This window comes from Streptomyces sp. NPDC004539 (genome assembly GCF_040610055.1).
Classification (GTDB): Bacteria; Actinomycetota; Actinomycetes; order Streptomycetales; family Streptomycetaceae; genus Streptomyces.
Genome location: NZ_JBEXLS010000008.1, coordinates 356,741 through 382,645, shown reverse-complemented (window position 1 = coordinate 382,645; position 25,905 = coordinate 356,741). Strand labels below are relative to the sequence as shown.

Genomic DNA, 25,905 nt, shown 5'->3' with positions numbered 1-25,905 from the left:
TGTTCCTTCCATACAGCGGCCCCCCTGTGAGCAAGGGGGGCCGCACGGGTGTTACTTGGTGAGGTGCCCCGGCCCGAAAGCCTGGGGGAGCATCTCGGAGAGGGGGAGAATCCCCTCAGGGGTTTCCAGCAGGAGGCCGGGGCCGCCGTGCTCGTACAGCAGTTGTCGGCAGCGTCCGCAGGGGACCAGCACATCGCCGTTGCCGTCGACGCACGTGAAGTGCGTCAGCCGGCCGCCGCCCGTGCGGTGCAGCTCCGAGACGAGACCGCACTCCGCGCACAGACCGATGCCGTACGACGCGTTCTCCACGTTGCAGCCGGAGACCGTGCGGCCGTCGTCGACCAACGCCGCCACGCCGACCGGGTAGTTCGAGTACGGCGCGTACGCGTGCGTCATCGCCTCGTGCGCGAGCGCCCTCAACTCCGCCCAGTCGAAGGTCACTTGCCCTGCCCCTTCCGGTACGGCAGCCCGTCCGCCTTCGGCATGCGCAGGCGCTGTGCGGAGAAGGAGAGGACGAGGAGGGTGACCAAGTAGGGCGCGGCGGTGACGAGTTGGCGCGGAACCTCGTCCGTGTTCGCGTACCAGACGAACATCACGACAGAGATGACCAGGGAGATCGCCGCCGCTACGTACTTCTTCTTCCAGATCTGGTACGCCGCAGCCGCCACCAGCACCATCGCGAGCAGCAGGAGCAGCGCGTGCACGTTGGTCGTGCCGCCGCGCAGGTTCAGGCTGTCGGTGTAGCCGAAGAGGCCCGCGCCGAGCGCGAGGCCGCCCGGCATCCAGTTGCCGAAGATCATGGCCGCGAGGCCGATGTAGCCGCGCCCGGCGGTCTGGCCGTCGAGGTAGACGTTCGAGGCGACGATGGAGAGGAACGCCCCTCCGAGGCCCGCGAAACCACCCGAGATGATGACCGCGAGGTACTTGTACTTGTAGACGTTGACGCCGAGGGACTCCGCCGCCACCGGGTTCTCACCGCAGGACCGCAGACGCAGCCCGAACGCCGTGCGCCACAGCACCCACCAGGTCAGCGGGACGAGCGCGACCGCGATGACCGTCAGCGGGGACAGGTTCGTCACCAGACCGCCGACCAGGCCCGCGATGTCGGAGACCAGGAACCAGTGCTTGTCGTTCAGGGTCTCCAGCCAGCCGGAGAGCCCTGGGATGTCGAAGTTGCCGAGCGAGTCGATCGGCGGGGACTGCTTGGAGGAGCCCTGCGGCGCGTCCTCGAAGGTGAACTTCGAGAGGTAGCGGGTCAGGCCGAGGGCCAGGATGTTCAGCGCCACACCGGAGACGATGTGGTTGACGTTGAAGGTGACGGTGGCGATCGCGTGCAGGACGGCGCCGAGCGCGCCGCCGAGGATGCCGAAGACGACACCCGTCCACGGCCCCCACTGGTAGCCGGCCCAGGCACCGAACCAGGTGCCGAGGATCATCATGCCTTCGAGGCCGATGTTGACGACGCCGGCCCGCTCGGCCCAGAGACCGCCGAGACCGGCGAGGCCGATCGGCACGGCGAGCCGCAGGGCCGTGGACATCTGGCCGGTGGAGGTGATGCCGTCGGCGCCGGAGATCAGGCGCACGATCGAGGTCAGGACCAGCACGCCCGCGATGATCAGCAGGAGTACCGGCAGGGAGAGTCGGCGGCTGCCCTTGCCGGGCTGCTTCGCCTGGGGCTTGGCGACGGTCGCGGTGGCCATCAGACCGCCACCTCCTTCTTGACGTTCTGAGCGGCTTCGGCGGCGAGCTGCGCGCCGACCTGCTTCTGCTGACGGCGCAGACCCCACTGCCGTACGGCCTCGTACGAGATGACGACGGCGAAGACGATCAGGCCCTGCATGATCGTGGCGATCTCCTTCTCGTACGCCACCGGCATGGCGTAGTCGAGCGCGGGGGACGCCTTGTCGAGGAAGGCCCACAGCAGCGCGGCGAGCGCGATGCCGCCGGGGTTGTTGCGGCCGAGGAGGGCGATGCCGATGGCGGTGAAGCCGAGGCCCGCCGGGAAGCTCAGGCTGTAGGTGTGGGCGTCGCCCAGCAGCAGCGGGAGGCCGGAGATGCCGGCGACGGCACCGGAGACCAGCATCGCGGTGACGACCATCTTCTTGGCGTCGACGCCGGACGCGGCGGCGGCCGTCTCGGACTCGCCGGTGGCGCGCAGGTCGAAGCCGAAGCGGGTGCGGTTGAGGACGACCCAGTACGCGACGCCGAGGGCGATCGCGAGGAAGACCAGGCCGTAGATCTCGCCGACGTCCGCGCCGAGGTTGATGCCGGGCATCCAGCCGGAGTCCTTCATGACGCCGGTCGTGACGTTGTCACCGACGAGGACGCCGAAGTTGTCGCGGAGGGTGAGGTAGCCGATGAGGCTGGTCGCGATCGAGTTCAGCATGATCGTCGCGACGACCTCGGAGACGCCCCGGGTGACCTTGAGGACGCCCGCGATCCCGGCCCACATCGCGCCGGTCAGCGCGCCGACCAGGAGGAGCAGCGGGATCTGGAGGAACCCCGGGAGCGCGACGTGCGCGCCGACGATCGCCGTGACCAGGGCGCCGAGGCGGTACTGGCCGTCGACGCCGATGTTGAACAGGTTCATCCGGAAGCCGAGGGCCACCGCCAGCGCCGCGATGTAGTACATCGACGCCTGGTTGATGATCAGGACCTGGATGTCGGAGTAGGGGATCTGCTCCAGCATCAGCCGGTACGGCTCGATCGGGTTCTTGCCGGAGGCGAGCAGCACGACCGAGGTCAGCAGGATCGCCGCGACGAGCGCGATGACCGGGCCGGCCACCGCGAGGAGCACGCGCTCCTTGTCGAACTTCTTCATCGGGCGTCGGTCTCCCCTTCAGCGCCGGTGCCTTCGGCGGATTCGGCTTCGGTGGTGGCTTCGGCGGCGGGCCGATCATCGGCTCGTACGACGACGGGGGCCCCATCGGCGTCGGCCTCGGCCTCCTCCGTGTGCTCCAGGTGTCCGCTCGCCGCGCCCGTCATCGCCGACCCCAGCTCCTCCGGCGTGATCGTCGCCGGGTCCGCGTCGGCGACCAGCTTGCCGTCGTAGATGACCCGGAGCGTGTCGGACAGGCCGATCAGCTCGTCGAGGTCGGCGGAGATCAGGAGGACGGCGAGGCCCTCGCGGCGGGCCTCCCGGATGCGGTCCCAGATCTGGGCCTGCGCGCCGACGTCCACGCCACGCGTCGGGTGCGCGGCGATCAGGAACTTCGGGTCGTGGCTCATCTCGCGGCCGACGATCAGCTTCTGCTGGTTGCCGCCGGACAGGGAGGCGGCGGTGACGTCGATGCCGGGCGTGCGGACGTCGTACTCCTCGACGATCCGGCGGGTGTCGGCCTGGGCGCCCTTGGGGTCGAGCCAGAAGCCCTTCGCGTTGGGCTTCTCGGTGACGTGCCCGAGGATGCGGTTCTCCCAGAGGGGGGACTCCAGCAGGAGGCCCTGGCGGTGGCGGTCCTCGGGGATGTAGCCGACGCCGGACTCGCGGCGCTTGCGGGTCGGCCAGGGGGTGATGTCCTCGCCGAGGAAGGCGATCGTCCCGGAGTCGGCGTTCTTCGTGCCGATCAGCGCGTCGATCAGCTCGGTCTGGCCGTTGCCCTCGACGCCGGCGATGCCCATGACCTCGCCGGCGTGGATGGTGAAGGAGACGCCGTCGAGGACCTTCTTGACCTCTCCGGCGGGCTGGCCCTCGACGCCGGCCGAGGCGCCGATGGAGGCCCCGCCGGCCGCGTACACCGTCAGGTCCTCGACCGTCACGACCGCGCGGTCCGTGACCGTCGACTCCGAGGTCTCCGGCGTGGGGAGTTCGCTGCCGACCATCAGCTCCGCGAGCTGGCGGGGGGTCGTCCGCGAGGGGATCGCCGTACCGACCGTCGTACCGCGCCGGATGACGGTGATGTCGTCCGCGACGGAGAGGACCTCGCCGAGCTTGTGGGAGATGAAGATGACCGAGAGGCCCTCGGACTTCAGCTCACGGAGGTTGCCGAAGAGGGCGTCGACCTCCTGGGGGACGAGGACGGCCGTCGGCTCGTCGAGGATCAGCGTGCGGGCGCCGCGGAAGAGGACCTTGAGGATCTCGACGCGCTGGCGTTCGGCGACACCGAGGTCCTCGACGAGGGCGTCGGGGCGGACGCCGAGGCCGTAGCGGTCCGAGATCTCCTTGATCTTCTTGCGGGCGCCGGCGCCGATCCCGTACAGCTTCTCGCTGCCGAGGACGACGTTCTCCAGGACCGTCAGGTTGTCGGCCAGCATGAAGTGCTGGTGGACCATGCCGATGCCGCGCGCGATGGCGTCGCCGGGGCTGGCGAAGGCGACCTGCTCGCCGTCGACCGTGATCGTGCCCTCGTCCGGCTTCTGCATGCCGTAGAGGATCTTCATCAGCGTCGACTTTCCGGCGCCGTTCTCCCCGACCAGGGCGTGCACGGTGCCCTTGTGGACGGTCAGGTGGATGTCGTGGTTGGCGACGACCCCGGGAAAGCGTTTGGTGATGCCCGCCAGCTCAACCGCGATCGTCGACTCTGCGGTGGGCGGAGGGCTGCTGGACGCGTCGATGGCGCACTCTCCTTGAGAAAGGGGCCATCTACGCGCGTAGCGCCCCTACTGTAAATAGAGCCCGGAGGTGATCGAACATTTTCGGTCACGATCTGTTCCGAGCATTCTGCCGCGCGAACGGGGTGCAGGGAGGCGATCCTCCACGCACCCCGTTCGAGAGCGGTAACGGTGTCATTACGGGGGACGGCGGCTTCAGCGCACCCAGGGGCGCGGGGCCGATCCCCCGAACGACCCGCGATCGTCAGACAGTCGTCTTGACGGTGATCGTCCCCGCCTTGATGCCCTCTTCCGCCTTCTTCACCGCGTCCTGGATCGCCGTGTCGTCCGCGAACTTCGGGTTCGAGTTCGACAGCGACACACCGCCGTTGGACAGGGAGCCCCGGATCTCGCCGGACTGCGGCTTGCCGTCCTTGACGGACTTCGCGAGGTCGTACACGGCGCCCGCGACGTTCTTCATGGCCGACGTCAGGATGTAGTCCTTGTACGAGGCCAGCGCGGTCTGGTTGTACTGGTCGGAGTCGACCCCGATCGCCCAGATCTTCTTCGCGGCGGCGGCCTTGATGACACCCTGCCCGGAGAGACCGGCGGCGGCGTAGATGACGTCCGCGCCCGCGTCGATCTGGCCGTCCGCGGCGGACTCGCCCTTGTCGGGGCTGGAGAAGCCGCCCTCGGCCGCCGTCTCGGTCAGGTACTGCGACTTGACCTTGACGCTCTTGTCGGTGTCCGTGACGCCCTGCCGGAAGCCCGCCTCGAACTTCTGGATCAGCGGCACGTTCACGCCACCGACGAAGCCGACGGTCTTGGTCTTCGTGGCCTTCGCGGCGGCGACCCCCGCGAGGTAGGACGCCTGCTCCTCGTGGAAGACGAGGTCGGCGACGTTCGCGGCCTTGATCGTGTTGTCGTCGACGATGCCGAAGGTGACCTTCGGGTACTTCGCGGCGACGTCCTTGACGGCCGGCGCGTACGCGTAGCCGACCCCGATGACGGGGTTGTAGCCCTGCTTGGCCAGGCTCTCCAGGCGCTGCACCTTGTCGGCGTCGGACTCGCCGTCCTGCGGCTCGACCGCGTTGGACTTGTAGCCGAACTCCTTGTCGGCCTTCTCCAGACCGGCGGTCGCCGCGTCGTTGAAGGACTGGTCGCCCTTGCCACCGACGTCGTACGCGAGCGCGAGGCCCAGGTTCTTCTTCTCGGAGGAGGACGACGAGGACGACGTGGACGAGCTTCCGCAGGCGGAAACGGTCACGGCGAGTGCTGCGGTACAGACACCCGCGAGCGTGAGACGGGAAACCCGGCGCATGGTGCGAGACTCCTTTGTGCAAGCGCCCTATACCAGGCGCTGGTTCCGCGGCAGCGTAACGCGCGTAGACCGGCAGGAAAAACCCTTCTGTCCGGTCCGTTACCGACCTGTGGCCACATTCTGGTCTCAGATTACGGACAGCAATACGCCCCTCGCGCGAAGCGAGGGGCGTACGGGTGAAACGGGAAAGATCACTTCGTGGTCTTGACCGTCACCTTGCCGTCGATGATGTCCTTCTTGGCCTGGTTCACGGCCGCCACGACATCCGTCATCGCCTTGTACTTCGGGTTCGTGTCGGAGAAGCCGACCCCGTCGTTGGAGAGCGAGCCGCGCACGGTCCCGCTCAGCGGCTTGCCGTCCACGACGGACTTCACCAGGTCGTACACCGCGCCGCCGACGTTCTTCGTGGCGGAGCCGAGGATGTAGTCCTTGTACGCGGCCAGCGCGGACTGGCTGTACTGGTCGGAGTCGACGCCGATCGCCCAGACCTTCTTGGCGGCGGCCTCGCTGATGATGCCCTGGTTGGAGAGGCCGGCCGCGCCGTAGACGACGTCCGCGCCGGCGTCGATCTGGCCGCTCGCGCCCGCCTTGCCCTTGTCGGGGCTGGAGAAGCCGCCCTCGGCGGGGGTCTCGGTCAGGTACTGCGACTCGATCTTGATGCTCTTGTCGACCGACTGCACGCCCTGGACGAAGCCCGCCTCGAACTTCTGGATCAGCGGGATGTTGACGCCGCCGATGAAGCCGACGTGCTTCTTCTTGGTGGCCTTGGCCGCGGCGACGCCCGCGAGGTAGGAGCCCTGCTCCTCGTGGAAGACCATGTCGGCGACGTTCTTCGCCTGGACGGTCTCGTCGTCGATGATCCCGAAGGTGGTGTTCGGGAACTTCGCGGCGACCTCCTTGACGGCCGGCCCGTAGACGAAGCCGACGCCGATCACCGGGTTGTAGCCGGCCTGCGCGAGCTGGGTCAGCCGCTGGATCTTGTCCGCGTCGGACTCGCCGTCCTGCGGCTCGACGTCCCGGCCGGGGACCTTGAAGTCGGCCATGGCCTTCTCCATGCCCGCGTAGGCGGCGTCGTTGAAGGACTGGTCGCCCTTGCCGCCGATGTCGTACGCGAGGCCGATGCCCTTGCCGGAGTAGCCGCCCGCCGAGGAACCGCTCGCCTCCGGCGTCTTCGTGCTGCTGCTGGTGCTGGACTCGCCACAGGCGGTGGCGGCGAACGCGAGGGCGGCGACGACCGCCGCGACCTGGGTCCCTCTGGATATCCGATGACGCATGACGAGTCCCCTTACTTCCCCACGGCACCGCGCGCGGCCCGTTTTCCCCATGGTGGAGCCCTCCGCGAAGGCTCCCCCAACAAGCCGTTCTCGGTGGCGATTTCGGGCACCGTAACGCGCGTAGAAGAGGAGGGGAACGGGGTTTCTCCGTGCCGTTATCGATTCGTGCCGAGTCCGCGTTACGACCGGGCACACGGGGTTACGCCAAGGTGACGGGGTACGACAAAGGGGCGCTTACCGGAATCCCGGCACGCGCCCCTTCTCAGAAACCGGTTACGCCGTTCTCGTCGCCGCGTCCAGCAGCGCGGCGGCGGTGAACAGCTCGACGCCGACGGTGATGGCGTGCTCGTCCGCGTCGAAGTTCCCCTGGTGGAGGTCGCGCACGGTCCGCTCGCCCGGGGTGCGGACGCCGAGGCGGGCCATCGCGCCGGGGACCTGCTCCAGGTACCAGGAGAAGTCCTCGCCGCCGAGGCTCTGCTCGGTGCCCTCGACGGAGTCCGCGCCGCGCCGGGCCGTCATCGCGTCCCGGAGCAGGCCGGTGACCTCGGGGTCGTTGACGACCGGGGGGACGCCGCGGACGTAGTTGATCTCCGACTTGGCGTGGTGCATGTTCGCGACCTCGTCGATGGCGGCGACGACGATGTCCGGGGCCTGGCGCCACGCCTCGATGTCGAGGCAGCGGACGGTGCCGGAGAGCTCGGCGTGCTGCGGGATCACGTTCGGGGCGTGCCCGCACTCGATCCGGCCCCAGGTGACGGCGAGCCCCGCGCGGGTGTCGACACGCCGTCCGACCAGGGCGGGGACGTCGACGACGACGCGCGCGGCGGCGGTCACGAGGTCGGTCGTGAGGTGGGGGCGGGCGGTGTGGCCGCCGGGGCCGTCGAGGGAGATCTCCAGCCGGTCGCAGGCGGAGGTGATGGCGCCTTCCCTGAGCCCGATCTTCCCGGCGTCGACCCGGGGGTCGCAGTGCACGGCGATGATCCGGCCGACGCCCTCCAGGGCGCCGTCCTCGATCGCGTCCGACGCGCCGCCGGGGAGGATCTCCTCGGCGGGCTGGAAGATCAGCCGGACCGGGCGCGGAAGGCGGCCCTGGCGGTGCAGCTCCGCGAGGACGAGGCCGGCGCCGAGGACGACGGTGGTGTGCACGTCGTGGCCGCAGGCGTGGGCGCGGTCGGGGACGGTCGACCGGTAGGCGCAGGCCGTCTTGGTGTCGGGGATGGGGAGGGCGTCGATGTCGGCGCGGAGGGCGAAGATGCCGGGGGTGGAGGGGCCGTCGGCGAGGGGGGCGGCGGGGAGGGCACCGGGCTCGGCGGCGGCGAGAGCGCTCGGCTTGGCGGCGGCGAGGGTGTTGGGCTCGGCTGCGGCCAGGGTGTTGGGCTTGGCGCCGTCGGGCCGCCGCGCGGTGGGTCTGCCGCCGGGGGCGGGGGCGTCGTCGATGCCGATGTCGCAGACGAGTCCGGTGCCGCCGGAGAGGACGCGCGGCCTGAGGCCGGCCTTCTCCAGGCGGGCCTTGATCGCGGCCGTCGTGCGGAACTCCTGGTTGCCGAGCTCGGGGTGCATGTGCACGTCGCGGCGGAAGGCGACCAGTTCGGCGAACAGCGCCTCCGGAAGGACGCCGGGGAGCGGCGTTTCTCCGGCCGGACCGGCTTCGGGCTCTCGGGACATCAGTTGCTTCACCCTCTGAAGGGTAGGACGCCGAGGTGGTCAACTGACCCGTGAACCACAAAACTTCAGCCCGTCAGGCGAAGAAAAGTGGCCGCGCGGCGCATGGCTGGCAGGGCGGCTGGGTAAACTCGCCCGCTCGTGCGAGGGGTACCGCAGGCGGCGATCCACAAACCCGTCCGGGTTTTCCCGGACCACCACCCTTATCACGAGAGATCGGTGACCCGCCGGTCCTGTCCATCTGCTGAAACCGGTTGCTGGGCGGTTACTTCGCGTAGCGGCCTGGTCCAGAGCAGGGCTGTCGCGAGGAAGGCGCCGAGGGGAAACAGCCAGGGCAGGAGTCCGTCACCGGCCAGCGGGCCGATGATCAACCCCGTTGTGGCGGCGGTGAGTTGGAGTGCGAGCGACTGGACGGAGAGCGCGGTGGCGCGGCGGTCGTCCGGGACGCGGTGGTGCAGCAGCTCGTTCAGGTTCGGGTTGACGACACCGAGAGTGACGTAGAACACGGCGTATCCGGCGACGGCCACGGCGGCTGCGCCGGCCCCGAGGAGGAGCAGCGCGAGGGTCGCGGCGGCCGTCCCCAGCAGGACGGCCCGCCGGCCGCCCCGCAGGAGGGGCGCGAGCAGGCTTCCGCAGGCCGAGCAGAGAAAGCCGGCGGTCGCGAGGCCGCCGTACCCGACGGCTCCCGACTCCGCGCCGCCGGTCAGCGCGGCCACCCGCCCCGGCGTCAGCAGTTCGATCACCGCGAACGCGCTGCCCGCCGCGGCCGAGGTCAGCACCACCCTGCGGACGACGCCGTCCCGCGCGGCGAGCCGCACCCCGTCCACGACGGTGACGGGCACCCCGCGCAGCACTCCCCCGAGGGTCGCCCTGGGCCGGGGCGGCTCACGCAGGGCGAGGAGGGAGTGACAGCTGAACCCGAGCGCCAGAACGGCCCCGAGCAGCATCGGCAGCGACAACGGCAGCACCGCTCCCCCGGTCGCCTCGCCCAGTTGTTCCCCGTACCCCCCTCTCCCGAACGCCCACGGCAGCACCCCGCCGGCCACCGTCCCCACGGCCAGCGCCACGGACGACGCGGTCGCGCCCCGCGCGAGGCCGCTCCGCAACTCCGCCCCCTCCCCCTCCTTCGCCCTGACCGCATCCACGTACCAAGCCTCGGCAGGCCCACTGGAGAGCGCCCGCGCCGCACCCTTCAACCCCATCCCGACCCCCAGCAACACCGCCGTACCCCCCAACCCCACCAGCAGAAACGCGGCACACATCAACACACCCGCCGCCGCGAGCACCCACCTCCTGCCAAGCACATCGGAAAGCCCCCCGGTCGGAAGCTCCAGCCCGGCCGCGGTGAACGAGTGCACAGCGACAACCACCGCCACCGCCGCCGTGCCGAGCCCACGCTCGGCGAACAGAAGCACCGCGGGGGCGACTCCCAGGCCGATGGGTAACCAGAAGAGGGCGGTGTTGACGACGTAGCGGCGCCGGAGGTCGGGGTTCATTGATTTTGGCCTTGAGGTCGGAGGGAGGTGACAGGTGGCCGACCCGGGGGAGGCTCGCCCGGCGAAGCCTCGTCACGTTCGGCGGATAGGGTCCCCCCGTGACCGACGCGGACTTCATACACAACACCCGGGACTCGTACGACAAGATCGCCGAGGAGTACTCGGAGCAGTTTCCGAGTGGGCTCGGGGATCGGCCTGTGGATCGTGGACTCGTGGGCGCCTTCGCGGAGTTGGTGAAGGCTAGGGGGTCGGAGCCGGTGGCGGATCTGGGGAGTGGGCCGGGGCATGTGACGGCTCATCTCCAGGAGTTGGGCGTGCGGGTGTTCGGGGTGGACCTGTCGCCGAGGATGGTGGCGCTGGCCCGGCAGGCGCATCCCGAACTGCGGTTCCACGTCGGGACGATGACCGCGCTGGACCTCCCCGACGAGACGCTGGGCGGCATCTTCTCGCTGTTCTCGGTGATCCACGTACCGGAGTCCGAACTCCCCGCCCTCTGCAAGGAGTTCAGCCGCGTCCTGGTGCCCGGCGGCTATGTCCTCCTCTGCTTCCAGATCGACAACACCACGACCCGCCTCCGCATCACGGAACGCTTCGGCCACGACATCAACCTCGACTACCACTGGCACGACCCCACCCGCTTCGCCACCCTCCTCACGGAGTACGGCCTCCCCGTCGAGGCCCTCTGCGTCCTCCAGCCCCCGGAGGGCGCCAACCGCGCACGGGCGTTCCTGCTGGCCCGGAAGGCGGAGCGGGTGGAAGGGGCGGGGGCGGGGCTGTAACGGCGGGGCTGCGGAGACGAGCCCGGATCTCCCGGCCCCTCCCACCACCCCCGCCCTACCTCAGCCCCCGCGCTCCCCGCCCCTCACCCCATCCCGCCCCTGAACTCCTCCGTCGTACCCGGGATGACGATCGAGCGGTCGCCCGCGGTCTCCAGCAGGGCGCGCAGGCCCGTGACGAGGCCCGCGCGGACTCTCGGGGGGACGCCGTCGACGAGTTTCTCGACCTCGCGGCGGCGGTGTTCCAGGACCTGGCGGACGAGTTCCGCGCCGCGACCGGTCAGGCTCAGGACCACCTCGCGGCGACTGACCTCACTGGCCCGCCGGTCGACGAGACCGACCTGCTCCAGCCGCATGACGGACCGCAGCGCGGTGGACGAGTTCACCCCCAACACCTCGGCCAGCACGGCCAGTTTGACGGGCCCGCAGCCCTCCAGCGCGACGAGCGTGCGGAGTTGGGCGAGCGACAGCGACTCGTCGACCTCCGCGAGCGCCCGCGCCGACATCCCCATCACCAGCCGCGACGCCGCCATCACCACGGACACGACGTCGTCGGCCTCCGCGTCCGCCACCCCCACCGCCCCCCGCACCGGCGAGTTCCCCTCCATACGCACTCCCGCCCCGATCTTCCGACGATTCGGCCCTGGGGCAGCATCCACACCGGGGCGGTCACCGCACAACCCCCCGTTCCACGGAGGGTCGGCCCGACGGGACCCGACCTCCACCGCCGCTCGCGGCTCCCTCCGGGGTGACGTGCGAGGGAAGGCCGGGCGGTGGATCACCCCGACGACGCCGGCCGCCGGCCGCCGGAGTACGACCCCGTCAGCCACGTCGCCGGGCAACCCGCCCCGCCCACAGGGGAGAACCCGAAGGATCTCGCCCTGTCTCCGCCTCCAGGTCGACGCCCCCCGCCTGGAGGACCCGCCTCGCTCAGCCGACCCCGCTCACCGACGCCAGCCGGTGCACGTCCCGGGCCGTTCCCGTCACGCCCGAGAGGAAGCCCTGGGCGCGGGGGGAGGCGTGGGTCGTCAGCCAGTCGGGGTCGATGTCGCAGACGGTGACGCGGACGCCGGTGCCGGCGAGGGCGATGGGGAGGGTGTGGACGACGGTGGAGGGGAAGCTGAGGACCGTACCGCCGATGGGGCCGCGGCGGGCGATGAGTTCGAGGGGGAGTTCGGGGCGGACGATCTCCAGGCCCGACTCCGTCTGGAGGCGGTGGAGTTTGTCGGTGGACTCGCGGCGGTGGGCGAAGTAACGGGTCACGCCATGGGTCCTGGCCAGCTGCCGGACCGCCTCCAGATACCGCTCCTCGTCGACAACTCCCGTCTCCACCAGGGAGGTTCCGACCATGTCCGCCCCCTTGGTGACGCTCGGCGGACCAAACCGCTCCCGGGTCCACGCGAACGTGTTCTCCGTGAGGTGCACGTCCTTCGGCGCGTCCTCGATCGGCATCGCCGAGAACACCTCGACCCGGCGGCGCCCGCTCGGGGTGAGCCGGCGCCGGGCCGAGGAGGACACCGGCGCGAAGATGAGGTCACGCGGTCCGGGGCGACCGCCCTTGCGGTGCCAGCGCACGAGGCGTTCACCGCGGGCGAGTTGGCCGACGAACTCCATGGTCGCGGTCCCGTCGTCGACGACGACGAGTTCGGGGGCCCGCGTGATGGTCAGCAGGAGCTGCACGTACCGGGAGAACGGATCGCCCATCACCACCCGCCGGGCCCGCCGCAGCATCCGCGACAGCCCTCCGACGGTCCGGAACGGCGCCGCCGTACCCCCACGCGCCTCCTCCCACCGCACCACATGCCCCTCTTCCCGGGCGAGTTCGGCCATCCGCCTCAACTGCCCGCGCGTCATGGGGTCGTTGGGAGCCAGCACGACCAGCACGATCCCGCCACCGCCCGCCGCCGACCCCCCGGCCCGCGCCCCCGGCACCCGGGAAGTGCCGGGGCCAGGACGGGAGTTCGGGGCATCGCCCAGATCCGGCCCCGGCGCGACATCGGCTCCGGCCTCCGGACCCAGCGCGGCGTCAACCCCGGCCTCCGGCCCCAGCACGGCGTCGACACCGGCCTTCCGACCCGGCGCGACATCAGCTCCGGCCTCCGGACCCAGCACGGCATCGACCCCAGCCTCCGGACCCAGCGCGGCGTCAACCCCGGCCTCCCGACCCGGCACGACATCGCCCCCGGCCTCCGGACCCGGCCCCGTGCCGGCCCCCTCTCCCGGACCCGGCGCAGCATCCCACCCGCCCCCCGCCCCCGGCCGGAGCACACCCCCCGGCCTCCCCGAACTCCCCCGGCCGAAGCCGTGGTTGTGGGCCCACTCCAGGACGTTGAGGAGTTGGACCGGGCTCTCGACGAAGGCGAGGGTCGTGGGTGTGTCGGCGTGAGGGGGCATCCTCGTACGGCCATCCCGTCGTAAGGCGTAGCGGGGCATCAGGGTCAGACGGTGAGCGGCTCGCCCGCGGCGTCGGCGATCTCGGCCTCGGCGACGACACCGGCGACGCGGCGGAGCTTCTTCATCGGGCCGAGCTCGGAGTCGTAGACCTTCTTGACGCCGTCGCCGAGGGACGCCTCGATGGTCCGGATGTCGCGGACGAGCCGCGCGAGGCCCTGCGGCTCGACGGACGCGGCCTGGTCGGAGCCCCACATCGCGCGGTCGAGGGTGATGTGCCGCTCGACGAAGGTCGCGCCGAGGGCGACGGCGGCCAGCGTGGTCTGGAGGCCCGTCTCGTGACCGGAGTAGCCGATCGGGACGTTGGGGTACTCGGCCTGGAGGGTGTTGATGACGCGCAGGTTCAGCTCGTCCGCCTTCGCCGGGTAGGTCGAAGTGGCGTGGCAGAGCAGGATGTTGTCGGAGCCGAGGACCTCGACGGCGTGCCGGATCTGCTTCGGCGTCGACATGCCGGTGGAGAGGATGACGGTGCGGCCGGTGGCGCGCAGGGAGCGCAGCAGCTCGTCGTCCGTGAGGGACGCGGACGCGACCTTGTGCGCGGGGACGTCGAACTTCTCCAGGAAGGAGACGGCCTCGGTGTCCCACGGGGACGCGAACCAGGCGATCCCCTTCTCCTTGCAGTGCGCGTCGATCTTGCGGTACTCGTCCTCGCCGAACTCGACGCGGTGGCGGTAGTCGATGTAGGTCATGCGGCCCCAGGGGGTGTCCCGCTCGATGTCCCACTGGTCGCGCGGCGTGCAGATCTCGGGCGTGCGCTTCTGGAACTTGACGGCGTCGCAGCCGGCTTCGGCGGCCACGTCGATCAGCTTGAACGCGTTGTCGAGGTCGCCGTTGTGGTTGATGCCGATCTCGCCGCAGATGTAGACGGGGCGGCCGGGGCCGGCCTCGCGCGAACCGAAGCTGCGGATACGGGAGTTGGTGCTCATGGCGGGTGTTTCCTTACTGGGTGAGGGTGTCGAGCGAGGGTCCGAGGAGCCAGCCGGCGATCTCGCGGATCGCTCCGTCACCACCGGCTGTGGTGGTGACCGCACGGGCGGCGCCCCGGACGACGTCGTGGGCGCTGGCCACTGCCACCGGCCAGCCGACGAGGGCGAAGCAGGGAAGGTCGTTGACGTCGTTGCCGGCGTAGAGGACGCGCTCGGGCGCGATGCCCTGTTCCTCGCACCACTGCTTGAGCGCGAGGTCCTTGCGGTCGATGCCGTGCAGGACGGGGATCTTGAGCTTGCGGGCGCGGGCGGCGACGACCGGGTTCTGCTCGGTGGAGAGGATGAGCAGCTTCTTGCCGCTGCGGCGCAGCGCGGCGATGCCGAGCCCGTCGCCCCGGTGGACGGAGACGAACTCGCGGCCGTCCTGGTCGATCATGACCCGGTCGTCGGTCTGCGTCCCGTCGAAGTCGATGACGACGGCGTCGACTTCGGCGCCGGTCGGCAGCCCGCCCGCGCGTTCGGCGTCGAAGAGCGGGGCCAACGCCCGTGCGCGGGCGAGGTCGTGGGGGTCGTCGATCTCCAACGCCCGTGCGGGGTCGGTGCGGACGAGTTCGGTGCGGCCGAAGAAGCGGTGGTTGTGGCTGCGGAACCCGGCCGCGTCCATCGCGTAGGCGGCGCCGGTCTCCAGGAAGTCCTGCGGCCGGTCCTGCCGGCGCGGCCGGTACGCCTTGTCGTGGTTGACGCCCTGCCCGCCCTCGGTCTCCTCCCGCCACACGAACCCGTGGAAGGAGGCGACGGTGACGGCGGTGTCGGCGCCCTTCTCGACGACGGCGGCGGCGACGCCCTCGACGTCCTCGCGGACGAGGAACGGGCTGGTGCACTGGACGAGCAGGACGACGTCGACGGGCGAACCGTGGGCCGCCTCGTGGGCGTCCATCGCGTGCAGGACGGCCGCCTCCGAGGTCGCGGTGTCCCCGGCGATGACGGCGGGCCGCAGGACGACCTCGGCCCCGGCCTCCCGCGCGGCGGCGGCGATGCCGTGGTCGTCGGTGGAGACGACGACGTGGGTGACGAGCCGCGCGGACAGGCACTCCCGTACGGCTCTCGCCACCAGCGGCACGCCCCCGACCGGCGCGAGGTTCTTCGCGGGAACACCCTTGGAGCCGCCCCGCGCGGGGATCACGGCAAGCACCCGGCGCGACGAACCGCCTTGTGTGGCTTGCGAGTTGGACATGGGGTGAACTCCTTGTACGGAATCTGGGGGCACCACGGGGCTCACAGCTCGCCCATCCGCCGGATGACCGGTGCCACGCGCTGGACCCCGTGCCGGTAGGCGCCTCGGGCGGCGCGGCGGACGATCTGGCGGACGGGTCCCGGGGTCTTGTCGGCGGCGGGCGCGCCCGGCAGCGGGGTGCCGTCGGGGCCGAGGTGGTGGCGGGCGAGGATGCCGGGGAGGTAGCCGGGGGCGGTGGCCGGCGTGTAGTACGGCCGCAGCGGCGGGAGTTGGGGCAGGTCGAGCAGCTTCGCGATCCGCTCCCGGGCCGCGTCGAAGGCGTTCTCGTACTCGCCGTCGGCACACACGCCCTGCCGTGACACCCACTCCTCGTCCGCCACCGGCCGGTGCCCGGCGTCGAGTTGCTCCCAGGAGGCGAGGCAGCCGGAGCCGACGAAGTGGTGGTTGCCGAGGGACTCGCGGATGCCGAGGTCGGTGAGGACGACGGTCGGGATGCGCCGGTGCAGGGATTCGAGCGCGGCCGTCGAGCTGATGGTGACCAGCAGGTCGGTGCGGTCGAGGACTTCGCCCATGTTCCCGTACACCAGGCGGAAGTTGGCCGGCAGGTCCTTGCTCTGGGCCAGCTTCTGGTAGGGCAACTCCTCGATGTGGGTGGTGTGTTCACCCGGCTTGGAGCGCAGCTTCAGCAGCACCTCGCGGTTCGGGTGCAGGCGGGCGTGCCGAATCATGCGGTCCAGCAGGTACGTACGGTCCTTGCGGCTCTCCGGCACGGAGGGCTGCGCCGCGAACACCACGGTGTACGGCTGGTGTTCGCCGGTGTAGGGCTCGCCTCCCAGGAAGGGCAGGGCGACTTCGGTCACCGAGGAGGAGTCGGCGCCGACACCGTCGTACACCGCCTTGAAGCGGTCCGCGTCCTGGCGGGAGTTGGCGAGGACGAGGTCCGCGCCGTGGCGCAGGAGGAGGCCGTCGGCGAGCTTCTCGTAGACGACACCGACGTAGCCGGTGACGACGACGGGACGGAGTTTGCCGGCCTGGTCCGCCCGGTCCTCCCAGACGCGCTTCAGGCCGTGGAGCATGGCCTGCACGCCGCCGCCGACGAGCGACAGGACGAGGACGTCGTACGGCTCCTCCCCCATCGCGCGCAGGAACTCGACGGCCGTGACCTCGCGCAGCGAGTCCGCGGCGATCCCCACCTCGGCGAGTTGCCGGGGTGTGGGGGTGGCGCGTCCGCGCAGCAGATAACCGTCCAGAATGGGTTCCGGGCCGCTGTCGGGAACGATGCGCCGCGCGGTGCGGGCGCCCCATTTCCAGCGGGTGTCGGAGTCCGCGAGGACGGCGATCCTGAGGGGTGGCGAAGTACTGGCTGGCACAACAGGAGAGGCTAGTAAAGCAAAATCCCGCCTCACGAGAACCAAGACTCAACAAAAAGTGAACAGGACACCACCAAGTGGCTAACCGGCCCGCCGGTTCAAGGAAAGCAGACAGGGTGCACGATTCCGTCGCATCGAGTTCACCGTCCGTACAGCTTTCGGACACTACCCCCGCCGGGACACCTCCTACGCTCACGCAAGTGCCCAAGCTCTCCGTGATCGTGCCCTGTTACAACGTGCAGCACCTCGTACTGGACACCCTCAGAAGCCTCCAGGCGAACGCGCGCGAGGATTTCGAGTTCGTCCTCGTGGACGACAAGTCGAAGGACGACACCGCGGCCGTTCTGGAACGCGCCGCCGAGTCCCTCTCGAAGATCTCGCAGGTCCAGGTGGTCCACCCCGAGAAGAATGGCGGACTGGCCACCGCGCGTAATAACGGACTGAATGTGGCGCGCGGTGAGTACCTGACATTTCTCGATGGTGACGATTGGTATGCTCGCGGCTTTCTGTCCGCATTGGTGGATTCCATCGAGAAACTCGGCTGTGATTTCGTACGTGTCGATCACGTGCAGACGACCGCCCGTGCCCGTGCCGTCTTCCGGCACCCCGAGGGCCGCCGGAACGTCGTCCTGAACCCCCGTGACTCGATCCTCCCCGCGGACCGCTCGACCTCGGTGGACTACCCGTACGCGTGGGCCGGCGTCTACCACCGCAGGCTCGTCGACCGGGGGCTGCTGCACTTCACGGACGGGCTGCGCACCGCAGAGGACCGGCCCTGGATCTGGAAGCTGCACCGCGAGGCGGAGTCGTTCGCGGTGGCCGACCTGCACGGCATCTTCTACCGCCGGGGGGTCGCGACCTCGCTGACCCAGATCGGCGACGTCCGCCAGCTCGACTTCGTCCGCGCCTTCGACCAGGTCCTCGAAGAGACCTCGCGCGACCCGGACGCGGACAAGCTGCTGCCGAAGGCGCTGCGCACGTACTGCGCGATCATCGCCCACCACCTGTCGGAGATCGAGAAGTTCGAGCCCTCGGTCGCCAGGCTGCTGAAGGTCCGCAGCGCCGCGGCCCTCCAGCGGATGCCGCAGGAGCTGCTGAAGGACGTGCTCGACACCATGGACATCGAGCGCTCCGCCGTGCTGCGGCGGCTGCGCCGCAAGGTCACGACTGCGAAGGCGGCCGTCTGATGCCCCGCACGACCCAGATCTTCGTCGCCTCCACGCTGTACGGCGTCGCGACGATCGCCGCGGCGATGGACTCGGACGCGTTCGCGCCCGCGGACCGTCGGCTGCTGCTGGTCTGCAACAACGCGAACGCCCCCGAGACGGCCGCCTCGTTGGACGAGATGCCGGGCTTCGCGCCGCTGCGGGGCCGCTTCGACGGCGTCCTGTCCTGGAACGACACGATCAGCCCGTTCCACCCGAGCACCTGGGCGCCGCGCCCCGACGACACCCTGCTCTTCGAGCGGTACCTGCGGCTGCTGTGGGACCTGGCCGACGACCAGGTGGAGATCGTCCTGGAGTCCCTCCAGGTCAACCCCGCCCAGGCGATCGCCTCCTGCTTCTTCGGCGCCCCGGTCGACGTCTACGCGGACGGCCTGATGAGCTACGGCCCGTCCCGCAACAAGATCGACCCGCTGATCGGCACCCGGGTCCGCCGCGTCCTGCACCTCGACCTGGTCCCCGGCCAACTCCCGCTGCTGCTCACCGAGTTCGAGGTCCCGGCGGAGACCGTCCCGACGGCCGCCTTCCTCAAGGTGCTCGGCGAAATCACCGACACCGTCGAGGAGTTGCCGTCCCTCCCCGACAACTCGGCGCTCCTGCTGGGCCAGTACCTCGCCGCCCTCGACATCCTCACGGTCGAGGAGGAGGAGCAGCTGCACGTGCGGATGTTGCGCGGGGCCGTCGCCCGGGGGCACACCTCGGTCGCCTTCAAACCGCACCCCAGCTCACCGGCCGGGTACAGCAAGGCACTTGAGGCCGAAGCCGAACGGCTCGGCGCGGATCTCCTGGTCCTGGACACCCCGGTCCTCGCGGAGGTGCTGTTCGCGACGGCCCGCCCGGCGCTCGTCGCCGGCTGCTTCTCCACCGCCCTGTTCACGGCGCGGGAGTTCTACGACATCCCGGTGGCCCGGGTCGGCACGGAACTGCTCCTGGACCGGCTCGTCCCGTTCCAGAACAGCAACCGGGTGCCGGTGATCCTCGCGGACGCCCTCCTGCCGGACCTGGAGGACAAGGACGAGCCCGTCCCGGTCGACGACCTGATCGAGACCATGGGCTTCGTCATGCAGTCCCAGATCTACCCGCAGCTGCGGTCCACGGCGGAGCGGTATCTGAGCACCCGGCTCACCCCGCGCACCCAGCGCTTCTTCCGCCGCCGCCGGCTGACCGCGCTCGGCCTGCCCGGCGGCATCCCGGCCCGCCTCGCCTTCCTGCCCCGCAACGCCACGGCCCGCAGGGTCGTCCGGCGGGCCCGCGCGCTCAGGAAGTCGGTGAAGAGGTAACCCGGCGGGGCGCCGGGATGAACATTCGGCGACGAGTGGGCGCCCGGCCCGCTCCCCGCCCGGACGGGCCCGCCCGGCGCCCTACGATCCCCCCTGACCACCTCTCCCGTACGAGGGATACCAGCGTGACCGAGACGGCCGTAAGAACCACGGAGCCCCCGGCGGAGCGGATACCCGCGCCCAAGCCTCCCCGGGAGAACCGGCTGCGGGCCCTGGACGGGCTGCGGCTGGTGGCCGCGCTGATGGTCGCGGTGTACCACTACGCGGGGCGCGGCGCCCAGGTGTCGACCTCCTGGGGCGCCTCCCCGAAGACGGAGTTCCCGACGCTGCACCAGTTCGCGACATACGGCTGTCTCGGGGTCCAGGTCTTCTTCGTCATCAGCGGGTTCGTGATCTGCATGAGCGGCTGGGGGCGGTCCCTTCAGTCGTTCTTCGCGTCCCGGGTGTCGCGGCTGATGCCGGCGTACTGGTTCGCGGTCGCCCTGCTCGTCGTCGTGATGGCGCTGCCCGGCATCCCCTTCAAGGGGGTCTCGCCGAGCGACGCGCTGATCAACTTCACGCTGCTGCAACAGCCGATCGGCGCGGAGCGGGTGCTCGGGGTGTGCTGGACCCTCTGGGTCGAGATCCGCTTCTACGCCCTCTTCGCCCTGCTCGTCGTCATCCCCGGCGCCAACCGCCGCCGCGTCCTCATGTTCTCCATCGGCTGGCTCTTCGCCATCCCGATCGCGCAGGCGTCGAAACTGCCGTTCCTCGACCTGGTCGTCATGCCCGAGTACGCCCCCTACTTCATCGGCGGGATGGGCCTCTACCTCGTCCACCGCGACCGGCGTGACATCTACGCCTGGGGTCTCGCCGCCGCCGGGTTCCTCATCGGCCAGCACTACGCCGTCAAGGACCTCTGGAACGCCGCCGACCCCAACGCCTTCGCCCACCGCACCACCTTCGGCATCGTCGCGATCGTCGCCTTCGGCTTCGTCGCGGTCGCCGCGATCGCCCTCGGCTGGCTGAACTGGGCGAACTGGAAGTGGCTGACGGTCGCGGGCGCCCTGACCTACCCCTTCTACCTCCTGCACGAACACCTCGGCTGGGTGATCATCTGGGGCCTGCACCGCAAGCTGGACATCCCGGCGATCCCGACGTTCTTTTTGACGGTGGGGGGGATGCTGGTGCTGGCGTATCTGATCTACCGATGCATCGAGAAGCCGCTGACGCCGAGGCTGCGTTCGGCACTTCTCAAGGCGCGGTAAGTCCTGGTTCTTTTAGTCTTTAGGGGCGCGGGGCTGTATCGATGTGCGGCTACCGCCGCGCGGGCGCGACCAGCCACGACGGCGCCGCACCCGAAGCAACTACCGCTGATACCTAGCCGCGACGCCGTCGACGATGATCTCCAGCCCTTCCCTGAAGTGCCGTTCATAGTCGGCGAAAATCTCAGCCCCAGCCGCCGCGGCCAACGGAAACTCCGCCATCCTCAGGGCCCGCTCCGCCACGTCGTACCCCTCCCGCCGCTCCCCCGGCAGGGGTACGACCCCTTGCTCCTCGATCACGAACCCGACGGTGTAGCTCGTCGCGGTCGTGTACGCCCGCACCCCGTCGGCCAGAGAGAACCCCGCGTCGAGAAAGAACCGCAGGTTCTCCTCCATCCGCACGGCATGCTCGGTCCCGGTGAACCGTGACCCGCTGAACACCTTCGCACCGTCCCGGTACGACAGCAGCGCGGCCCGCAGCGCGACGCACGCGCCCCTGAGCCGGTCCTGCCAGGTGTCCCCCGCGTCGAGGACGATCCCCGCCTCCATCCGCCGGAACATCACGGTCGCCATCTCGTCCAGCAGCGCCTGCTTGTCCTTGAAGTGCCAGTACAGCGCGGGCGCCTTGACGTCCAGCTCCTTGGCGATGGCCCGCAGGGTGAGCCCGTCGAGACCGACGTCGTTGAGCAGTGCGAGGGCGGTCTCGGCCACGCGGGTGCGGTCGAGGGGGGCGCGGCGTTCGGGGGCCCGGCGTTCGGTGGTCACGGGAAACAGCTTGACACCTTAACGACGTTAAGGGCACCCTCATGGACGTAGCCACTTAACAGCGTTAAGGAGACGACCGTGCAGCACACCGACGTCCTCGTCATCGGCGCCGGCCCCACCGGCCTCACCCTCGGCATCGACCTCGCCCGCCGAGGCGTCGACGCCGTCATCGTGGAAAAAGGCGCCGCCCTCTCCCCCGGCTCCCGCGGCAAGGGCCTCCAGCCCCGCACCCTTGAGGTACTCCAGGACCTCGGCGTCCTCGACGAGATCCTCGCGGCGGGCGGCCCCTACCCCACCACCCTCCTGTGGAAGAACGGCGTCCGGCTCGGCGAGCACCAGATGTTCGACCCCGCGAAGGCCGGCGAGGAGGGCTCCCGCTTCACGGTCCCGTGGATGATCCCCCAGTGGCGCACCCAGGAGATCCTGTACGCCCGACTGCGCGCCCTCGGCGGCCAAGTCCGCTTCGCCCACGAGGCGTTGACCCACACGCAGGACGACGACGGCGTGACCGTCACCCTCACCGGCGGTACGACGATCCGCGCCCGGTACGTCGTCGCGGCGGACGGCGGACGCTCCACCCTGCGCCGGGCCCTCGGCATCGGCATGACCGGCGACGGGGCGCCCGAGGCGGACCCGTTCCTCGTCGGGGACGTCCGCGTCCCGGGCCTCTCGCGCGACCACTGGCACATGTTCCAGGCCGAGGCGGGCTTCCTGGGCCTGTGCCCGCTCACCGGCACCGACCAGTTCCAGCTCTTCGTCCAACTCCCCTCCGGGGAGCCTTCATTGGCGACGGTCAACGCCGCCCTGCGGGACCGCGCCGGCCTCGGCATCCAGGCGACCGACCTCACCTGGCACTCGGTCTTCCGCCCCCGCACCGCCCTCGCCGACCGCTTCCGGGCCGGCCGGGTCCTCCTCGCCGGGGACGCCGCGCACGTCCATCCGCCGTCCGGCGGGCAGGGGCTCAACACCAGTGTCCAGGACGCCTACAACCTCGGCTGGAAACTGGGCGCGGCCCTCAAGGACCCCGCCTCCACGATCCTCGGCACGTACGAGGAGGAGCGCCGGGCGATCGCCACGGGCATGGTCGCCCTCGCGTCGGCCGTCCAGCGCGAGGAGGTGCGGCGGGGCCGGTCCACCCGTCAACTCGACCTGAACTACCGGGAGTCGTCGCTGTCCCGGGAGACCCGCCCGGCGCCGTCCGGGCTACGCGCCGGGGACCGCGTCCCCGACACCCTGCACGGGATCGACCTGCACGCCCGTATCCAGGGCCCGCACTGGAGCGAACTCACCCTCCCCGAGGGCGTGTTCCTGGTCCGGCCGGACGGGTACGTCGGCTGGGCGGGGGACTCTCGCGAGGGCCTGGCCGAATACGCGGCAGAGGTCGGCGCCTGAACTCACGCAGCAGCCCCCCGAGTTCGCGCGCGGTCTCCCCCTCGGCCTCTCCCGCGACTCCTCAAGCGACTCCTCACGCGCTCGCCAGCGACAGCTTCACGGCGAACCCGAGGAAGAGCGCCCCGGCCGCCGAAGTCGCCCCGGCGGCAAGCCTCTTGCGGCTGCGGAAGGCGGCGGCCAGCTTCGTCCCGCCGAAGATCAGCGCGCTCAGGTACAGCACGCTGGCGACCTGCGCGAACGCGCCGAGCACGACGAACGACAGCGCGGGGTAGGCGTATCCGGGGTCGACGAACTGCACGAAGAAGGCGATGAAGAACAGGATCGCCTTGGGGTTGAGCAGGCTCACCACGAACGCCCGCCGGAACGGCCGCTCCTCGCTCCCGGCGTCGTCGGCGGTCTCCGCCCCGGCCTCCCGGCGCGTCCGCCACATCCCCCACGCGGCGCGCAGCATCCCGATCGCGAGCCAGCTGAGGTAGCCGGCGCCGACGTACTTCACGATCCCGAACAGCAGCGCGTTGCCCTGGAGCAGCGAGGCGACGCCGGCCGCGGAGAGGGTCATCAGCACGGTGTCCCCGCACCAGACGCCGGCCGCGGCGGTGTATCCGGCGCGTATCCCTCGGCGGGCGGCGACGGAGAGGACGTACAGGGAGTTGGGGCCGGGCAGCAGGATGATCAGCGTCAGGCCGAGGAGGTACGTGGGGAGGTCGATCACACCGAACATGGGTCCGAGTGTGGCACGGCCCGGGAGGCCCGGGGAGGGAGAGAGGGCGCGAGCGGGACCGGGGGAACGTGTCCCGCCCGCGCCATGTGCACGGAGCCGTAGGTACGGGGGGAACCCCGGCTCTGTGCGAGGGCCGATGACCAGTCGGCTCACTTGTTACTGCGCCGGGCCCCCGGAAAACGTCACACCCTCAGGGAAAAAACTTCGGGACGGCGAGAAAGGGCAGGTCAGGAGAGTACGGCTTCGGCGCCGCCGTGCGGACGCGCGCCCCCACCACCGGCGCCACCGGCACCGGCGCCGCCACCACCGCCGTGCCCGCCACCGCCGTACCCGCCACCGGACTGCCCGCCGTTCGACTGCCCGCCGCCGTACCCGCCGCCGTGGCCCCAGGAACCCTTGGTCGCCCCTGAGGCCCCGCCTGACTTGTCTCCGGACGTGACTCCGGAGCTACCACCACCCCATCCCCCCTGAGAGCCACCCCCGGACTTCGACCCGCCACCACCCGGGCCCGCACCCCCGTTGCCGCCCTGAGCGCCTCCGGAGCCCGAACCCGACCCCGACCCCGAGCCGGAACCGGAGCCCGAGCCGGAGCCCCCTTTGCTCCCGCCGAAGGACGACCCGCCCCCGTTCGCGCCCCCCTTGTCCTGGTCCCCCTTGAGCATCCCGACGCAGTACGCGGGCACCCGGGCCGCCCCGCCGGCGGCCTCCTCCAGCGACTTCCGCCGCTGCCCGTCGACACTCCGCCCGAGGGCGAGATCCCGGCACACGGCACCGAGGGCCTCGTCCTGCCGGCTGCCCCCCGTACCCGTAGTACCCCCGGAAGCACCCCCACCCTGGGAGCCACCCCCGGAGCCGGTCCCCCCACCCGTACCCGTAGTACCTCCGGCGCCGCCCCCGTCGGGCACGACCCCTTCCGCGCTGACCCCCGGCTCGGGCGTCCCGTCCTCCCCGGACTCCTCCGGCGTGGGCGCGGCGGCGGAGACGGTCGCCCCCGGATCGGGCGTGTTCCCGCCGCCCGACCCGAGCCCGGCGACCACGGCGGCGCCACCGGCGACGCCGAGCACGAGAACGGCCGCGAGCCCGAACCGGGCGGCCCGCTGCCGCCGGGAGACCTCCCGGCCGACGGCCGGCACACCGAGCCGTACGACTTCGCCGACCTCGACGGAGTCCCCGACCGGCGCCCCGCCGACCGGTCCCTCGGCGCCCGCCCGATCGGCCCGCACCTTGCGGAACGCGGCCAGCGCGGCGGCCTCGCCGCGCAGCTCGCCGCCGTCGTCCGGCAGGTCGGGCGTCAGGGAGTCCAGGGCGCGCGCGAGGCGCGCCGCCCGCTCGCGGTCCGCGGGCTCGACGGCGTCGGGCGACTCCCCGCTCAGCAGACGTTCCGCCGTCTCGGGGTCCAGCCACCTGTACTGCTCGTCGGCCATCACATGTCCTTCTGCGTCCGCGCGCACGCATGCGTCACACCCGACGACGGCAGGGTGCCCGACTGCTGCGGCAGCGCGTCGAGCACCCCTGGAGCCTCGGGGTCGTCTCCGATCAGCTCGGCGAGCTTCTTCAGACCGCGGTGCGCGGCGGTCCGTACGGCACCGGGCCGTTTGCCGAGCGTCTCGGCGGCGGTCTTCGCGTCGAGTCCCATGACGACCCGCAGCACGACCGCCTCGGCCTGGTCCTGCGGAAGCTTCGCGATCAGGGAGAGCGTACGGCCGGTGGCGAGCGCCTCGATGGCCTCCCCCGCGGTGTCGGACTCGGCCGCCCGCCCGGTCAGCTCGGTCTCGTCCCCGCCGATGGCGGGCCGCCGGCCCCGCATCCGGATGTGATCGAGAGCACGGTTACGGGCGATCCGCGCCGCCCAGCCCCGGAACCGGTCGGCGTCGCCGCCGAACCGCTCCAGGTCACGGGCGATCTGGAGCCACGCCTCGGACGTCACGTCCTCGGCATCCGCCTCCCCCACCAATGTCCGGACATATCCGAGCAGTCGAGGATGCACGGCGCGGTACACAGCACGGAACGCGTTCTCGTCCCCGTCCTGTGCAGCGAGCACCGCGGCCGTCAACTCCGCGTCGTCCCCCAGCACCCCAGCACCCTGGTCCCTAGCTCAGCCGATCACTGCATGTCCCGCCGATGGTCCCCACAGCACGCAGCGGTGGTCCAGCCGCCCTGCTGTCCGCGCTTGCCGTCCGGCGCGAAAGGCACGTTACGACCTGAAACCGCGCCCCGTCCACGCCGGTCCACGACAGGTGTGA

22 protein-coding genes are annotated in these 25,905 nt (G+C 70.9%); 5 read left to right on the top strand and 17 right to left on the bottom strand.

Going from position 1 to position 25,905, the window contains the following annotated elements; genetic code table 11:
* Positions 1-51: 51 nt before the first annotated feature.
* From ABZX85_RS19865 to ABZX85_RS19830, 8 genes are all read right to left on the bottom strand, one after another.
* Complete coding sequence (locus ABZX85_RS19865) at positions 52-441, bottom strand: cytidine deaminase (RefSeq protein ID WP_355869866.1); 390 nt, start codon at positions 439-441, stop codon at positions 52-54.
* Positions 438-1,700 carry an ABC transporter permease gene (locus tag ABZX85_RS19860; protein ID WP_355869863.1) on the bottom strand — a complete coding sequence of 421 codons (1,263 nt, stop codon included), beginning with the start codon at positions 1,698-1,700 and terminating at the stop codon, positions 438-440. Before ABZX85_RS19860 ends, ABZX85_RS19865 begins: the two co-directional genes overlap by 4 nt.
* Positions 1,700-2,821: an ABC transporter permease gene (locus tag ABZX85_RS19855; protein WP_355869860.1), complete on the bottom strand. Its 1,122-nt coding sequence runs from the start codon at positions 2,819-2,821 to the stop codon at positions 1,700-1,702. The genes ABZX85_RS19860 and ABZX85_RS19855 overlap by 1 nt, the downstream gene beginning before the upstream one ends.
* Positions 2,818-4,509: an ABC transporter ATP-binding protein gene (locus ABZX85_RS19850; RefSeq protein ID WP_355869992.1), complete on the bottom strand. Its 1,692-nt coding sequence runs from the start codon at positions 4,507-4,509 to the stop codon at positions 2,818-2,820. The genes ABZX85_RS19855 and ABZX85_RS19850 overlap by 4 nt, the downstream gene beginning before the upstream one ends.
* A 283-nt stretch (positions 4,510-4,792) precedes the next feature.
* Positions 4,793-5,848 carry a BMP family ABC transporter substrate-binding protein gene (locus ABZX85_RS19845; RefSeq protein WP_355869857.1) on the bottom strand — a complete coding sequence of 352 codons (1,056 nt, stop codon included), beginning with the start codon at positions 5,846-5,848 and terminating at the stop codon, positions 4,793-4,795.
* Between the two features lie 191 nt (positions 5,849-6,039).
* Positions 6,040-7,122, bottom strand: coding sequence for a BMP family ABC transporter substrate-binding protein (locus ABZX85_RS19840; RefSeq protein ID WP_355869854.1), 1,083 nt, complete (start codon positions 7,120-7,122; stop codon positions 6,040-6,042).
* A 273-nt stretch (positions 7,123-7,395) separates the two neighbouring features.
* Positions 7,396-8,787, bottom strand: a complete 1,392-nt coding sequence (locus tag ABZX85_RS19835) for an amidohydrolase (RefSeq protein ID WP_355869989.1) — start codon at positions 8,785-8,787, stop codon at positions 7,396-7,398.
* Positions 8,788-8,990: 203 nt separating this feature from the next.
* Positions 8,991-10,280 (bottom strand): MFS transporter, encoded by a 1,290-nt coding sequence (locus ABZX85_RS19830; RefSeq protein WP_355869851.1) that lies wholly within the window; start codon positions 10,278-10,280, stop codon positions 8,991-8,993.
* 98 nt (positions 10,281-10,378) lie between these two features.
* Between ABZX85_RS19830 and ABZX85_RS19825 the strand changes: the two genes are divergently transcribed.
* Complete coding sequence (locus tag ABZX85_RS19825) at positions 10,379-11,059, top strand: class I SAM-dependent methyltransferase (RefSeq protein WP_355869849.1); 681 nt, start codon at positions 10,379-10,381, stop codon at positions 11,057-11,059.
* A gap of 83 nt (positions 11,060-11,142) precedes the next feature.
* Here the strand turns inward: ABZX85_RS19825 and ABZX85_RS19820 are convergent, their stop codons facing one another.
* The 5 genes from ABZX85_RS19820 to ABZX85_RS19800 form a co-directional block, all read right to left on the bottom strand.
* Entirely contained in the window at positions 11,143-11,664 is a 522-nt protein-coding gene (locus ABZX85_RS19820) for a MarR family transcriptional regulator (RefSeq protein ID WP_355869846.1), read from the bottom strand.
* A 322-nt stretch (positions 11,665-11,986) separates the two neighbouring features.
* Positions 11,987-13,075 (bottom strand): hypothetical protein, encoded by a 1,089-nt coding sequence (locus tag ABZX85_RS19815; protein WP_355869986.1) that lies wholly within the window; start codon positions 13,073-13,075, stop codon positions 11,987-11,989.
* A gap of 419 nt (positions 13,076-13,494) precedes the next feature.
* Positions 13,495-14,433, bottom strand: a complete 939-nt coding sequence (locus ABZX85_RS19810; RefSeq protein ID WP_355869843.1) for an N-acetylneuraminate synthase family protein — start codon at positions 14,431-14,433, stop codon at positions 13,495-13,497.
* A 13-nt stretch (positions 14,434-14,446) separates the two neighbouring features.
* Complete coding sequence (locus tag ABZX85_RS19805; protein WP_355869840.1) at positions 14,447-15,667, bottom strand: acylneuraminate cytidylyltransferase; 1,221 nt, start codon at positions 15,665-15,667, stop codon at positions 14,447-14,449.
* 41 nt (positions 15,668-15,708) lie between these two features.
* Positions 15,709-17,037: a DUF6716 putative glycosyltransferase gene (locus ABZX85_RS19800; RefSeq protein WP_355869837.1), complete on the bottom strand. Its 1,329-nt coding sequence runs from the start codon at positions 17,035-17,037 to the stop codon at positions 15,709-15,711.
* A 200-nt stretch (positions 17,038-17,237) separates the two neighbouring features.
* Between ABZX85_RS19800 and ABZX85_RS19795 the strand changes: the two genes are divergently transcribed.
* The 3 genes from ABZX85_RS19795 (at position 17,238) to ABZX85_RS19785 (ending at position 20,787) form a co-directional block, all read left to right on the top strand.
* On the top strand, positions 17,238-18,224 hold the full coding sequence (locus ABZX85_RS19795) for a glycosyltransferase family 2 protein (RefSeq protein WP_355869834.1): 987 nt from the start codon (positions 17,238-17,240) through the stop codon (positions 18,222-18,224).
* Positions 18,224-19,540, top strand: coding sequence for an alpha-2,8-polysialyltransferase family protein (locus ABZX85_RS19790; RefSeq protein ID WP_355869831.1), 1,317 nt, complete (start codon positions 18,224-18,226; stop codon positions 19,538-19,540). The genes ABZX85_RS19795 and ABZX85_RS19790 overlap by 1 nt, the downstream gene beginning before the upstream one ends.
* A gap of 125 nt (positions 19,541-19,665) precedes the next feature.
* Positions 19,666-20,787, top strand: a complete 1,122-nt coding sequence (locus tag ABZX85_RS19785; RefSeq protein ID WP_355869828.1) for an acyltransferase — start codon at positions 19,666-19,668, stop codon at positions 20,785-20,787.
* A 99-nt stretch (positions 20,788-20,886) separates the two neighbouring features.
* On the opposite strand, the gene ABZX85_RS19780 is transcribed toward ABZX85_RS19785, so the two are convergent.
* Positions 20,887-21,549, bottom strand: coding sequence for a TetR/AcrR family transcriptional regulator C-terminal domain-containing protein (locus ABZX85_RS19780; protein ID WP_355869826.1), 663 nt, complete (start codon positions 21,547-21,549; stop codon positions 20,887-20,889).
* Positions 21,550-21,627: 78 nt separating this feature from the next.
* Here ABZX85_RS19780 and ABZX85_RS19775 point away from each other — a divergent pair, with 78 nt between their 5' ends.
* Positions 21,628-22,941, top strand: coding sequence for an FAD-dependent monooxygenase (locus ABZX85_RS19775; protein ID WP_355869824.1), 1,314 nt, complete (start codon positions 21,628-21,630; stop codon positions 22,939-22,941).
* A gap of 73 nt (positions 22,942-23,014) precedes the next feature.
* Here the strand turns inward: ABZX85_RS19775 and leuE are convergent, their stop codons facing one another.
* The 3 genes from leuE to ABZX85_RS19760 form a co-directional block, all read right to left on the bottom strand.
* Positions 23,015-23,662, bottom strand: coding sequence for a leucine efflux protein LeuE (gene leuE / locus ABZX85_RS19770; RefSeq protein ID WP_355869822.1), 648 nt, complete (start codon positions 23,660-23,662; stop codon positions 23,015-23,017).
* A gap of 227 nt (positions 23,663-23,889) precedes the next feature.
* Positions 23,890-25,086 (bottom strand): hypothetical protein, encoded by a 1,197-nt coding sequence (locus ABZX85_RS19765; RefSeq protein ID WP_355869819.1) that lies wholly within the window; start codon positions 25,084-25,086, stop codon positions 23,890-23,892.
* Positions 25,086-25,736 (bottom strand): RNA polymerase sigma factor, encoded by a 651-nt coding sequence (locus tag ABZX85_RS19760; RefSeq protein WP_355869816.1) that lies wholly within the window; start codon positions 25,734-25,736, stop codon positions 25,086-25,088. The genes ABZX85_RS19765 and ABZX85_RS19760 overlap by 1 nt, the downstream gene beginning before the upstream one ends.
* Positions 25,737-25,905 lie beyond the last annotated feature (169 nt).

Excerpts from the sequence above, each read along its gene's own strand:
- ABZX85_RS19860 (WP_355869863.1), bottom strand. The coding sequence starts at position 1,700 with ATGGCCACCGCGACCGTCGCCAAGCCCCAGGCGAAGCAGCCCGGCAAG.
- ABZX85_RS19855 (WP_355869860.1), bottom strand. The coding sequence starts at position 2,821 with ATGAAGAAGTTCGACAAGGAGCGCGTGCTCCTCGCGGTGGCCGGCCCG.
- ABZX85_RS19845 (WP_355869857.1), bottom strand. The coding sequence starts at position 5,848 with ATGCGCCGGGTTTCCCGTCTCACGCTCGCGGGTGTCTGTACCGCAGCA.
- ABZX85_RS19840 (WP_355869854.1), bottom strand. The coding sequence starts at position 7,122 with ATGCGTCATCGGATATCCAGAGGGACCCAGGTCGCGGCGGTCGTCGCC.
- ABZX85_RS19835 (WP_355869989.1), bottom strand. The coding sequence starts at position 8,787 with ATGTCCCGAGAGCCCGAAGCCGGTCCGGCCGGAGAAACGCCGCTCCCC.
- ABZX85_RS19830 (WP_355869851.1), bottom strand. The coding sequence starts at position 10,280 with ATGAACCCCGACCTCCGGCGCCGCTACGTCGTCAACACCGCCCTCTTC.
- ABZX85_RS19820 (WP_355869846.1), bottom strand. The coding sequence starts at position 11,664 with ATGGAGGGGAACTCGCCGGTGCGGGGGGCGGTGGGGGTGGCGGACGCG.
- ABZX85_RS19810 (WP_355869843.1), bottom strand. The coding sequence starts at position 14,433 with ATGAGCACCAACTCCCGTATCCGCAGCTTCGGTTCGCGCGAGGCCGGC.
- ABZX85_RS19805 (WP_355869840.1), bottom strand. The coding sequence starts at position 15,667 with ATGTCCAACTCGCAAGCCACACAAGGCGGTTCGTCGCGCCGGGTGCTT.
- ABZX85_RS19790 (WP_355869831.1), top strand. The coding sequence starts at position 18,224 with ATGCCCCGCACGACCCAGATCTTCGTCGCCTCCACGCTGTACGGCGTC.
- leuE (WP_355869822.1), bottom strand. The coding sequence starts at position 23,662 with ATGTTCGGTGTGATCGACCTCCCCACGTACCTCCTCGGCCTGACGCTG.
- ABZX85_RS19765 (WP_355869819.1), bottom strand. The coding sequence starts at position 25,086 with ATGGCCGACGAGCAGTACAGGTGGCTGGACCCCGAGACGGCGGAACGT.